A 12,508-nucleotide genomic window follows, 5' to 3' on the forward strand; every position below is an offset into this window, starting at 1 on the left:
CTTCATGCCGCCACCCCCATGCCCAGTTCGCGACTGGCCGCGTTCACATGGGCTTCGGTCACCTCGCTTTGACCTTGGGCCTGCGAGAGTTGTTCGGCCTGGTCGCGCAAGCGCTTGGCCGCAGAAATTTGCACCAACACCGGCTGACCTTGCACCACATCACGCAAGCGTTGTTGAGCTTGGTCTTGCCAGCTGGCGTTGGGGGCCAACACGCCACGCGCCTGCGTGGCGGGGGCTTTGTCCATTTCGGTACCCAAGGGCAGGATGTGAAACAAGGCATCAAACAGCGCGTTGCACACCTCTTGAATCACATAGCTTGCACCGCTGTAGCCCATGAAAGGCGTGCCGGTGTGGCGACGGATGATGGCCCCAGGAAAGGAAGCCGGAATGAAGGCTGCGCGCATAGGGCTGCCGCCCGAGATCTCGCTCAGGTACATGCGCTCGTTGTAGCTGCCGAACATGATCAGCGGCGTTTGCGTTTTGACCAGTTCGCGCACCGTGGCGTTGTCGGTCTTGGTGCCTGCCGTGCGTGACACGCTGAAGCGGCAGGGCAAGCCCATCTCAATTTCCAGAAAGTTTTTCAGGCCACGTGAATACGTCTCGCCCGCCACCACCGCAAAACTCGCAGTGGCAAAAAAGTCTTGCGTCACAGAGCGCCAAAGATCCCACATGGGTTTCAACGTCGTGTGCTTTTCTCGCTCGATGAAAGGCTCGGGATCTAGGTGCAACAACTGCCCCAGCTTGCGCAAGAAGTTGGTCGTGCTGTGCAGCCCGATGGGCGCTTGTAAATAAGGACGCTCCAGCGCTTCACACAACATGCGGCCAAATTCGCGGTACATGCAGATGTTCACATCGGCCTCGACCAAGCGCGAGACATCGGCCAGGTGGCTACCGAGTGGGAAGACCATGTTGACCTCGGCGCCGATGCCTTGCACCAGGCGACGGATTTCGGCCAAGTCGCTCGCGCTGTTGAAGGTCCCGTAGCTGGGGCCAATGATGTTGACGCGGGGTTTTTCGCCCTCGGGGCGTTCTTCAAATGGCTTGCGGGCAGGTACTTTGCGCAGGCCGTATTCACTCCACAGCCAATACATGGCGCGGTTGGCGCACTGCCACTGATCTTCGTCGATGGTGCGTGGCAAAAAGCGAGCGATGTTGGTGCCTTCGGGCGTGACGCCACCACCAATCATTTCGGCGATCGAGCCGGTCACGACCACCGCCGGCAGTTCGGGGTCGAGCGTGGCGTGGGCGCGTTTCATCGCGCCTTCAGTGCCTTCGCGACCCAGTTGCTCTTCGGCCAGGCCCGTCACCACAATCGGCAACTCGTGCGGAGGCAAAGCGTCGGTGTAATGCAGCACAGAAGTCACGGGCAAGTTTTCGCAACCGACCGGACCGTCGATGACCACCTGCAAGCCCTTGATGGCGGTGAACACATACACCGCGCCCCAGTAACCGCCTGCGCGATCATGGTCGAGGATGAGTGGCGACTTGGGCTTGGCCACGATGCTGGGTGGAGGATTGACTTGGTTCATGAGCCCATCTCCTCAGCTTTGCGCTTTTTCAGAATCTTTTCAAGCTGTCGGCGTGTCTCAGCCTTGAACTCAGGCCGGTCTTTAGGCACCGACTCCCACACACCAGCGGCATGTCCTGCGCCCACATCGCCAAAGAATTCTTTCATCGCATCAAAGCGCGCCTGATTGCCCATCGCCGCTTGCACCACTTGCACCAGGGAGCCGGCTCCCGCCACCCCCATCAGGGGCCGGGCGGAAATCAGGTTGGTGAAGTACAACGAGGGCACGCTGTTTTGCTTGGCGATCTGCACCACCGGGGTGGTGCCAATGGCCAGCTGCGGCCGGTATTCGTACATAGCGTTCAGGTCTTGCTCCAGCGAGGCGCGCATTTGCACTTGGACGCCTTTGGCCTTGAGCCATTCGATGTCATGTGCGTTCCACTCAGTCGCAGGACAGGCCGAACCCACGTAGCGCACATCGGCACCGCACTCGATGAGCAAGCGGCCCACCAGCAATTCAGAGCCTTCGTAGCCGCTTAGGGTGATGCGACCCGAAATCGGCTTTTGCATCAAGAGACCGCGCATTTGCGTTAAGGCCTGGTTGCGCGCCACATCGATCTGCGCCTGCGCGATGCCAGCGGCCTGACCGATGTTTTGCAGCCAGTCTTGTGTGCCTTCGAGACCCACTGGGGCCGAACCCACCACGGGGCGGCCTGCGGCTTTGAATTCGCGCACGCTGGCGGTGTAAAACGGGTGGATGGCAGCGGCCACCGAGCAGTCGAGCGCGGCATACAACTCGCGCCACTCGCGGGTGGGCACCACCGGACCTGCGGCGAGGCCCATGGGTGCCAGCATCTGGCCAATGATGACCGGGTCGGCCGGGAACATCTCGCCCAGCAAGGCCACGGTGGGCAAGTCGCCACGGCCGGCACGGGGCGCGGCCACCGGGCCGCTCATGATTTCTTCGCGGGCGTATTTCAGCATCGCTCCGGCCAGCACGTCTTTGGCCTCGGCATGTGTGGGCACACCAAAGCCCGGCACGTCGATGCCGATGATGCGCACGCCGTTGATCTCTTTGGGTAGCAGCTGCAATGGCACGCCACTGGCGGTGGGCACACACAGGTTGATGATGACGACGGTGTCGACTTTTTCGGGGTCGGCCTCGGCGTGCACCGCTTCGCGGATGTCTTCAAACAGCTTGCCGGTGACCAGCGACTCTGAGTTGAAAGGCACATAGCCCACGCTGCGGCGGGCACCGTAAAAATGCGAGGTGAAGGTCAGGCCATAAACGCAGCAGGCCGAACCCGAGAGGATGGTGGCGGTGCGCTTCATGCGCAAACCCACCCGCAGCGAGCCAAAGGCTGGGCACATGCTTTGCGGTTGATCGTGCGGACCAGCATCGGGCTGGCGCGGGTAGTCGCGAGCGTATTGGTCGAGCACCTCGGACTTGCCCGCCTCTTTGGCGGCAGCCACCATGGCCTCCGCCCCAGCGTGGCAGCCCATGCCGTCACCTTGCAAACCTGCGGGGTTAGGTGCGTCCTTACTGGGATGAATCGGGATAGTGCGTGTCATGGCCTGTTCCTGTGGGTGTGTCGGCAGCGGCTATCAGGCCGCGTCGTAGACGACTTCCAACGAAGGCTTGATGTCTTCGTGCTTGCCCACCATGTCAAAAACGGTGGCAGGCTCGAGCACCACGTTACGACCGACCACATCGGCACTGAACAGGCCCAGCAACTGGTCCTGGGTTTGAGGCTTCGGACGCATGGGCGGGGCTTCGGCCACGTTTTTGGCCAATTCGGCAAATAGTGGGCCCCACTCGCCATCAGGGCGACCAATGATTTCGTAGCTGGCGCTCTTGCGGCGGATGTCTTCGTTGGCCGGGATGGCGGCCAGCACCGGGATACCTGCGTTGTCGGCAAAAGCTTGGGCTTCGCCCGTGCCATCGTCCTTGTTGATGACCATGCCAGCCACGCCCACATTGCCGCCGAGCTTGCGGAAGTACTCCACCGCTGAGCACACGTTGTTGGCCACGTACAGAGACTGCAAGTCGTTGCTGGCGACCACGATCACTTTTTGGCACATGTCACGGGCGATCGGCAAACCAAAGCCACCGCAGACCACGTCGCCCAAAAAGTCGAGCAGCACGTAGTCAAAACCCCAATCGTGAAAACCGAGTTTTTCGAGTGTTTCAAAGCCGTGGATGATGCCGCGCCCGCCGCAACCGCGACCCACCTCGGGGCCACCCAACTCCATGGCAAACACGCCATCGCGCTTAAAGCAAACGTCGCCAATGCTCACGGCCTGGCCAGAAAGTTTGAGGCGCGATGAAGTCTCAATAATGGTAGGACAGGCTTTGCCGCCAAACAGCAAACTGGTGGTGTCACTCTTTGGGTCGCACCCAATCAGCAGCACTTTTTTACCCTGCTGCGCCATCATGTAAGACAGGTTGGCCAACGTGAAGCTTTTACCAATACCGCCTTTGCCATAGATAGCAATGATTTGCGTCTCTTTGGTCACCTCGGTGGTGCTCACAGCGTCAGGTTCGACGTCAGCTTCGCGGCGTAGCAACTCCACGAATTTGATGGGTTGGGCGATGGTGGCTGTATCAGTTGTGGTGGTCATGCAGTGGCACTCCAATCAAGGATCATCTTGAGACAGCTCGCATCTCCGAAGGCGGTCTCGTAGGCAGAACCAGCTTGTGTCGATGGCTGGGTGTGGGTGATCAAACCGTCGAGCGACAAGCGGCCGGTGTTCACCAGCTCGTTGACGGCCAACAGATCGGGGCGCTTCCACTCGGCGGCGATACGCATGCGCGCTTCACGCATGAAGGCCGGAGCGTAGGCAAATGAAAGGTCTTGTTTGTAAAAGCCAGCCAGCACCAATTCGCCACCGGGGCGCAGGCGCTGGATCAAGCTGTTGAGCAGGCTACCGTCGCCGCTCACGTCGTAAATGGTGTTGTAGTCGCGGCGTGGGTCATCTTGCGGCTGCACAACGGCATAACCCTGAGCACCTGCGCAACGCGTGAGATCGGTTTCCCAAACAGTCGGCGCAGGCAAACCGGAAGCGACGGTGAGACGCGCCAGCAATCGACCCATCACACCATGACCGATGATCAACTCAGGCGCAGCAAAGGGCTCTTGCTGCCCACCACCAGACACGGCGTGGTAGGCCGTGGCAGCCAGAGCGAGCAACACAGCTTGAGCACCCAATTGCTCTTGAACTGGCACGACCTTTTGCGCCGTCACGACAAGCCGTGAGGCTGCACCACCAAACAAACTTTTCACCCCTGAGAAACAGTTGGCACCCGGCACGAAAACACGCTGACCTTCTTGCACACATGAATCCGCAGCAGAACGCACCACGCGACCCACAGTCTCGTAGCCCGGCACCAAGGGGTATCCCATTCCGGGAAACGGCGGCATGCTGCCGTCCCACAACATGCGCTCGGTGCCTGTGCTGATGCCACTGAATTCAACGGCAATCTCCAGCTGACCTTCTTGCAGAGCAGGCAAGTCCAAGGCCTTCAAGCTGAGTTGCTTGGGGTTGTTGAAAACGACGGCTTGAGATTTCATGAGTGTATTTTTAATCTTACAATTATATCTGTCAAACTTAATTTACACTTATTTCAGAATTTGAGGGTAAGCACTTAGATTTCCGACCCAAAAGTATCTGGGCATGAATGGGCATCGCGTTGGGCACAAGCTCCACATGCGTAAAACCCACAGCTTTCATCATGGACATTAGTTCGTGCGGTGTACGCAGGCGTCCATCGCCCATGGCCAGCAGGTAAAAATGAAAATATGCATCTACGGACGTGTCACCTTGCACTGCCGCTTGCTGTGATTGCGCCATCGGCTCCGCCAACAAAATACCGCCACCCAATGGCAAGGCGTCATAAGCTTTTTGTAACAACTGAAGCACCACCGCATCGGGGTGATCGTGGGCAACGCGCACCAACGTGATCAGGTCGGCACCTTGTGGCAATGGGTCATGCAGAAAACTTCCGGGGTGCAAACTGACACGGTCACTCAAACCTTTGGCATGAAGCCCCTCGCGCGCCAAAGCTAGCACTGGAGGTAAGTCAAACATCTTGAATTGCAGATGTGGCACATGTGCGGCGAGCTCGCTCACAAAACGGCCTTTGCCCGCGCCCACATCGAGCACGCAACGGTGCTCGTCAAAAAAGTAGGAGGACAAAATCTCCTGCACCACAAATCCCTGTGAAGCGGCCATGAGCTGCGAGTAGCGGCTGAACTGATCAACCTCCACCTTGGCTTCGGGCATGGCGGCCGCATTTTTTTCATGGGCATAGGGCCAGTACTGCGCCATGCCGCCGCTCCAGGCATTGCGCAAAAACTGCAAGGGGTCTTGCATGTCTTGATAAAGCAAATGGTTGTGCTCAATCATCTGGGCAATGCCCTCATGTTGAGCAAGTGGAACACCCAGCGGGCCTAAACCAAAGCGATCTTGACTTCGATGCTCCAACAAATCCAAAGCCACACCAGAAAGGAGCAAGCGTTGCAGCACATTCGGTGCAAGGCTCGTGCGGTTTGCGAGCTCCGCGAGGCTAGCGGGCGCTCGGTGCAGTATGCAAAACAAGTCCAAACGCACGCAGGCCAGCAGGACTTGGCTGTGTACAAAACCAGCCATCAAATCAAACAGCTTGCGGGTGCGGCGACGCGTGAGCCAGCGGGTCAAAGGGCTGGCGAGTGACCAACGGTACAAGCCCGGATGGGCATACCAACGCTCAAGCTGTGCTTGCCACACGTCTTTCAAAGTGGGCTTGGTGTCTTGGGTGGAACTGGCGTTCAGATCAAAGGGCAAAGACATGTTTCTCTCGCTTAATGCGGGGCGCTGATGGGAGCTGCGGCCACCTTGGGATGGGCTTTGAAATAGCCTTCGCACATGGCTTTGGGCACCAAGCGCTCTGCCTCGTGTTGCACCAATTGACACAACATGTCCCGGTGAAAACAGGCAGGGATCGACGCAGCGGCTTGGTCAATCAGATGGTCAAAATGGGCAATGGCACCTGTCAGGCCCAGCGCTTGCGCCGAGCTGGGGCGGGCATGCAAGGTGTCTTGTCCTGCGGGCTTGCCCAAGGTGGCGGCATCGGCGATCACATCGCGGATGTCGTCGGCCACTTGGTAGGCCTCGCCCAAGTACTGCCCCAGAAAAGCCCAAGGCTCAGGGGTCACGCCGCAGCTGAGCGCCCCAGCGCAGGTGGCAGACACAAACAAGGCCCCGGTTTTGGCGCGCTGGTATTGGCCCAAATCGGCGCTGGTTTCGCACTCCCAAGCTTGTCCGGCGACGATGCCGTGGGGCAAACCGACGCCTGTGGTCAGGTTATCCATGAGTGCCACCAAGCGCTCGGGATGCTGCACACCGACTTGCAACAAGACGCGGTAAGCCATGACGATCAGACCGTCACCGGCCAACAAGGCCAGAGGCTCGCTGAAGGCTTTGTGGACCGTGGGTAGCCCCCTACGGGTGTCGGCGTTGTCAAAAGCAGGCATGTCGTCGTGCACCAGCGAAGCGCAGTGCATCAACTCCAGGGCCACGGCGGCTGCGTTGGTCAGCTGGGGGGCGTTGTCGCCACAGGCGGTGGCCACAGCCATGCACAACTGCGGTCGAATGCGTGCCCCGCCAGAAAACACGGCGTGGCGCATGGCTGCAACCAGCCGAGGGGGCGCACCCGTGCCTGCGGCTTGCTCAAAATGGGTACTCAGTGCGTGCTCGGCGCGTGTCATCAGGCTCATAAGACCTCCAAAGGAGAAGGCCGGTCAACCCAAGTTGACAGGCATGTGTGTAAATATATCCTTATTAAAAGATCTGTCAATCTTTATTGACACACATACCCATGGATGATGCTCAGAGGCCCTGTTTGTTGAATTCCCGCTAGCATGGTTCGTCTGTTCAAGTAGGCAGGAGCCGAATCATGGGAATCTGGTTGGAGCTGGGAGTTTTTGGGCTGGTGTTCGTGTTTGCTTTTTGGCAAATGCACGACGTGCGCAAGGCGCAAGAACAGACGCGCCTGCAGCGGGCGCGAGAAAAAGCGGCCCTAGAGGCCGCTGAAAATAAAGACGCGAAGAGGGAAGAAAGTGTCCAGACGCCTTAAGTGACGTTGAACTGCAAAGCTGCCAAACTGGCGTACAACCCACCTTTGGCAAGTAACTCGGCGTGCGTCCCCTGCTCCATCAGGCGACCACGCTCCAACACCCAGATCACGTCGGCACGCTGCACCGTAGCCAAACGGTGTGCAATCACCAGTGTGGTGCGCCCCACCATGGCTTTGTCTAAAGCGGCTTGCACCATTTTTTCGCTTTGCGCGTCGAGTGCGCTGGTTGCTTCATCGAGCAACAAAAGAGGCGGATTTTTCAAAATCGCTCGTGCTATCGCAATGCGTTGGCGCTGCCCACCAGACAGCCGCACACCGCGATCGCCAAGATACGTGTCAAAACCTTCGGGCAACTCGGCAATGAACTCTTGCGCATACGCAGCCTGTGCGGCGGCATGCACCTCTTCCAAGCTGGCCTCTGGGCGGCCATAACGAATGTTCTGAATCACCGTTCCCGAGAAAATCACAGGCTCTTGGGGCACGATGGCCATGTGGTCACGCAGGTCATGCAAGCTCATCTGTTCAATCGGCAAGCCATCCAGCACGATGCGCCCCGACTGCGGGTCGTGAAATCGCATCAACAAGTCAAACAGCGTGGTCTTGCCTGCGCCACTGGGGCCGACTACTGCCACTTTTTGTCCGGGATAGATCTGTCCGCTCAGTTGATCGAGCGCCCACGTGTCGGGTCTGGAGGGGTAATGGAACTGGACCAACTCGAGGCGCAAGGACGAACCCCCTTGAGGCCACGGCGCTGTTTGAGGCTGAGCCGCAATTTTCAAATTGGACTCGGCATGCAAAAGCTCCATCAAGCGCTCTGTAGCTCCTGCTGCGCGCAGCAAGTCACCATAGACTTCGCCCAACACGGCAAACGCACTGGCCAGCAAGATCACATACATCACCGTCTCGCCCAATTGGCCCGCCGTGCTGGTGCCTGCGCGCACAGCCAAGGTGCCCATGTACAAGCCCCACAACAAGACCGCGCTGGAAGCCATGATGATGAATCCCACCAAGACGGCGCGTGCACGGATGCGCCCTAAGGCCGTGCCCAAAGCACGCGCTGTCGATTCGATGAAGCGACGTGTCTCGCGTCCTTCCGCTGTGTAGCTTTGCACCACCGCAATCGCATTGAGAACCTCTGAGGCAATGGCGCTGGAATCGGCCACCCGATCCTGACTGGCCCTTGAGAGTCGGCGCACGCGGCGTCCCAAATAAACGCTTGGAAAAATCACGGCCACCAGGACCGTCACCACTTGCAACATAAGGATGGGGTTGGTCCAGACCAACATCAACAGTGCGCCAGCACCCATGAGCAAATTACGCAAACCCATGGAAAACGAAGAGCCCACCACGGTTTGAACCAGCGTCGTGTCATTGGTCAAACGTGACAACACTTCACCCGATTGCGTGTTCTCAAAGAAAGCAGGACTTTGCTTGAGCACATGGCCATACACCGCATTGCGCAAGTCACCGGTGATGCGTTCACCCAACCAGCTCACGGTGTAATAACGCCCCGAAGAAAACACAGCCAAAGCGGCAGCAACAGCAAAGAGCTGTAAAAAACTACCCGTCAACTGCTCGGCCGAAGCGCCGGAGGACAGCCCTTGGTCAATCAGTTGACGCAAGACCCAAGGAAACGCAAGCGTGGTTCCCGCAGCCAACAGCAAGAACAGCGCGGCAAAAACCAAAGCCAAGCGATAAGGTTTTAAAAATGGGACAAGACCGGTCAGGGATTTAGGAGATGCGGCCATGTGCAATCCGGTTGGTGTGCAATAAAAAAGAGATGCTGCAAGGGCATCTGGGTGGTCATCTTACAACTGGCCTCTTTGTGGGTGAGGCGCGCACGACGACAGCAGATGCCCATGGCTGGGCTCAATTTCTTTGTATCGGGCCAAACCCGATTGTCACGAAATTGAGCCATATGATATTGTCAACTTAAATTGACGACAAATATCTGGTGTTACTTTGGGAATGGCGATGAAAAGGAGATTCATGGAGACAGGTGCCGTCAAAAACTACCTCATCGGCTTGCAAGACCGCATCACAACGGCGGTTGCACGCATGGATGGGGGCCGCTTTCTTTCGGACGCTTGGGAAAAACCGCAGGGCGAGCCACTGCAAGGCCAAGGCATCACCCAAATTCTAGAAAATGGGCAAGTGTTTGAACGTGCGGGCTGCGGGTTCTCACATGTCACGGGGCCACAGCTGCCGCCATCGGCCACACACGCTAGGCCCGAGCTGTCGGGCGCACCGTTCGAGGCCATGGGTGTGTCCTTGGTTTTTCATCCGCGCAACCCTTACGCACCAACCGTTCACATGAATGTGCGCATGCTGTCTGCCCAAGCGCCAGATGGCCAGACAGTGGCTTGGTTTGGGGGCGGCATGGACTTGACACCGTATTACGGGTTTGAAGAAGACGCCATCCATTTCCATCAAACCTGCCGCGATGCGCTCGCACCCCATGGTGCGGATTTGTATCCCCGGTTCAAAACCTGGTGCGATGACTATTTCTGCTTGAAGCATCGCAACGAGCAACGCGGCATTGGCGGTATTTTTTTCGATGACTTTTCAGAATTTGGCAGCGAGAAAAGTTTTGCGGTTTTGAAAAGTGTGGGCGATGCCTTCCTCACCGCCTATATGCCTTTGGTTGAACAAAGAAGACACACACCCTACGGCGAGCGGGAACGGGCCCATCAGCTGTACCGGCGCGGTCGGTATGTGGAGTTCAATTTGGTGTGGGACCGTGGCACCCACTTTGGCTTGCAGTCAGGCGGGCGCACCGAATCCATCTTGTTGTCCATGCCCCCTCTGGCGAGCTGGTCCTACCAACACGAAGCCGCACCCGGAACGCCCGAGCACGACTTGATGCAACGCTTCATTGTTCGCCGCGATTGGCTTTAAACAACCCTCCACAGATTCACCCCATATGGCCACACCTTTCCCCCTCAACCGCCCTCGCCGTCTGCGCCGTGATGACTTCACCCGAAGGCTGGTGCGTGAACACACCTTGAGCGTGAACGATTTGATTTACCCCGTCTTTGTGCTGGAAGGTCACAACAGGCTAGAGCCTGTGGCCTCCATGCCCGGCGTCAACAGAATGAGTTTGGATCTGCTGTTGAAGGTGGCCGAAGAATGTGTGGCGCTAGGCATTCCCGTCATGGCGCTGTTTCCCGTCATCAGCACCTCACTCAAAACACCCGATGGCAGAGAAGCCACCAACCCGCAGGGTTTGATTCCGCAAGTAGTGACCACCCTCAAAAAACACTTCCCGTCGCTAGGCATCATGACTGATCTGGCGCTCGACCCTTACACCAGCCATGGCCAAGATGGCTTGCTGGACGCGAACGGCTACATCTTGAACGACGAGACCGTGGCGGTGCTGCAGCAACAAGCCCTTGCGCATGCGGGTGCAGGCGTCGACATCGTGGCGCCCAGCGACATGATGGACGGCAGGGTGGGCGCCATACGACAAGCCTTGGAAAACCATGGCCACATCCACACGCGCATCATGGCCTACAGCGCCAAATATGCCAGCGCGTTTTATGGCCCCTTCCGCGATGCCGTGGGCTCCGCCGCCAACCTGGGTCACAGCGATAAAAAAACCTACCAAATGGACCCCGGCAATTCAGACGAAGCCCTGCGCGAAGTGGCGCTGGACATAGCCGAGGGTGCTGACATGGTGATGGTCAAGCCCGGCATGCCTTACCTGGACATTGTTCGGCGCGTCAAAGACCAGTTTGGCGTTCCCACCTTCGCCTACCAAGTGTCTGGCGAATACGCCATGCTCAAGGCCGCTGCGCAAAACGGCTGGCTGGACCACGACGCGGTCATGATGGAGAGTCTGCTGGCCTTCAAACGGGCAGGCTCTGATGGCATCTTGACTTACTTTGCGATCGATGCGGCCAAACAACTGAAGAAAACAAACTAAAACTCTTGGAGCCTAGATGACTTCTCAACTCATCATTGCCACGCGCGAAAGTCGACTGGCCTTGTGGCAAGCCAATCACGTCAAAGAGCTGCTTGAATGCCAAGGCCATCAAGTCGAGCTGTTGGGCATGACCACCCTGGGCGATCAAATCTTAGACCAACCCTTGAGCCAAATTGGCGGCAAAGGCTTGTTCATCAAAGAACTCGAAGTCGCCTTGGCCGATGGCTCAGCACATCTGGCGGTGCACTCGCTCAAAGATGTTCCGATGGATTTGCCAGAAGGCTTTGAACTGGCGTGCATTCTTGAAAGAGAAGATCCCCGCGATGCTTGGGTGTCCCCCCGCTTTGAGAGCCTGGAAAGTTTGCCGCCAGGGGCGGTAGTCGGCACGTCGAGCTTGAGAAGAACTGTGCTGCTCAAAGCTCTGCGGCCCGACCTCAAGATTGAACCTTTGAGAGGCAACTTGGACACGCGATTGCGCAAGTTGGACGAAGGTCAATATGCGGGCATTGTGTTAGCCAGTGCTGGCCTCAAAAGACTGGGTTTGAAAGATCGGATTCGGTACTCTTTTCCTTTGAACACCATGACGCCTGCTGCGGGTCAAGGTGCCATCGGCATCGAAATTTGCGACAAGCGTCCTGACCTTGCCCATCTGCTTTCCAACTTAAACCACCTGCCAACGGCCGTGCAGGTGTACGCTGAAAGAGGCGTCAGCCGAACCATGGGGGGCAGTTGCTCAATGCCCTTGGCAGCGCATGCCACGCTGGAAACAGGGCTACTTTCCATTCATGCGATCTGGGGAGACCCACAGCTCAAAGCGACTTCGCTAATTCACGCGCACCAACAGTGCACCCTCAATATGTCAGCATCCGATGTGCTTTCTCAAGCCACTGAATTGGGCAAGCAGGTGGCACAAAAGTTGATCGCCAAAGGTGCGGTTCCCCTTGAACGGGCGCATGAATAA

General features: G+C 57.8%; 11 protein-coding genes. 4 read left to right on the plus strand and 7 right to left on the minus strand.

Features of this window, described 5'->3' with window-relative positions; translation table 11 throughout:
* Positions 1–2: 2 nt before the first annotated feature.
* The 6 genes from bchZ to RMR24_RS13205 are packed head-to-tail and all read right to left on the minus strand — an operon-like array spanning position 3 to position 7,263.
* On the minus strand, positions 3–1,529 hold the full coding sequence (bchZ, locus tag RMR24_RS13180; protein ID WP_310615540.1) for a chlorophyllide a reductase subunit Z: 1,527 nt from the start codon (positions 1,527–1,529) through the stop codon (positions 3–5).
* Complete coding sequence (gene bchY, locus RMR24_RS13185; RefSeq protein ID WP_310615541.1) at positions 1,526–3,079, minus strand: chlorophyllide a reductase subunit Y; 1,554 nt, start codon at positions 3,077–3,079, stop codon at positions 1,526–1,528. Before bchY ends, bchZ begins: the two co-directional genes overlap by 4 nt.
* Positions 3,080–3,112: 33 nt before the next feature.
* Positions 3,113–4,129 carry a chlorophyllide a reductase iron protein subunit X gene (locus RMR24_RS13190; protein ID WP_310615542.1) on the minus strand — a complete coding sequence of 339 codons (1,017 nt, stop codon included), beginning with the start codon at positions 4,127–4,129 and terminating at the stop codon, positions 3,113–3,115.
* The gene (gene bchC, locus RMR24_RS13195; protein WP_310615543.1) at positions 4,126–5,079 is read right to left on the minus strand and encodes a chlorophyll synthesis pathway protein BchC; all 954 of its coding nucleotides are present in this window, start codon (positions 5,077–5,079) and stop codon (positions 4,126–4,128) included. The genes RMR24_RS13190 and bchC overlap by 4 nt, the downstream gene beginning before the upstream one ends.
* A gap of 37 nt (positions 5,080–5,116) precedes the next feature.
* A complete protein-coding gene (locus RMR24_RS13200; protein WP_310615544.1) occupies positions 5,117–6,337 on the minus strand; it encodes a methyltransferase in 1,221 nt (406 codons plus the stop codon).
* 11 nt (positions 6,338–6,348) lie between these two features.
* The gene (locus tag RMR24_RS13205; protein ID WP_310615545.1) at positions 6,349–7,263 is read right to left on the minus strand and encodes a polyprenyl synthetase family protein; all 915 of its coding nucleotides are present in this window, start codon (positions 7,261–7,263) and stop codon (positions 6,349–6,351) included.
* Between the two features lie 179 nt (positions 7,264–7,442).
* On the opposite strand from RMR24_RS13205, the gene RMR24_RS13210 reads away from it, so the two are divergent.
* Entirely contained in the window at positions 7,443–7,622 is a 180-nt protein-coding gene (locus RMR24_RS13210; RefSeq protein WP_310615546.1) for a hypothetical protein, read from the plus strand.
* On the opposite strand, the gene RMR24_RS13215 is transcribed toward RMR24_RS13210, so the two are convergent.
* A complete protein-coding gene (locus tag RMR24_RS13215) occupies positions 7,619–9,370 on the minus strand; it encodes an ABC transporter transmembrane domain-containing protein (protein WP_310615547.1) in 1,752 nt (583 codons plus the stop codon). The genes RMR24_RS13210 and RMR24_RS13215 overlap by 4 nt on opposite strands.
* A 241-nt stretch (positions 9,371–9,611) precedes the next feature.
* Here RMR24_RS13215 and hemF point away from each other — a divergent pair, with 241 nt between their 5' ends.
* The 3 genes from hemF to hemC are packed head-to-tail and all read left to right on the plus strand — an operon-like array spanning position 9,612 to position 12,508.
* Positions 9,612–10,520: an oxygen-dependent coproporphyrinogen oxidase gene (gene hemF / locus RMR24_RS13220; RefSeq protein WP_310615548.1), complete on the plus strand. Its 909-nt coding sequence runs from the start codon at positions 9,612–9,614 to the stop codon at positions 10,518–10,520.
* A gap of 25 nt (positions 10,521–10,545) precedes the next feature.
* Positions 10,546–11,547 (plus strand): porphobilinogen synthase, encoded by a 1,002-nt coding sequence (gene hemB, locus RMR24_RS13225; RefSeq protein ID WP_310615549.1) that lies wholly within the window; start codon positions 10,546–10,548, stop codon positions 11,545–11,547.
* A 16-nt stretch (positions 11,548–11,563) separates the two neighbouring features.
* Positions 11,564–12,508: a hydroxymethylbilane synthase gene (gene hemC / locus RMR24_RS13230; protein ID WP_310615550.1), complete on the plus strand. Its 945-nt coding sequence runs from the start codon at positions 11,564–11,566 to the stop codon at positions 12,506–12,508.

The sequence above is a fragment of the Limnohabitans sp. genome, from assembly GCF_031539105.1.
GTDB lineage: Bacteria > Pseudomonadota > Gammaproteobacteria > Burkholderiales > Burkholderiaceae_C > Limnohabitans.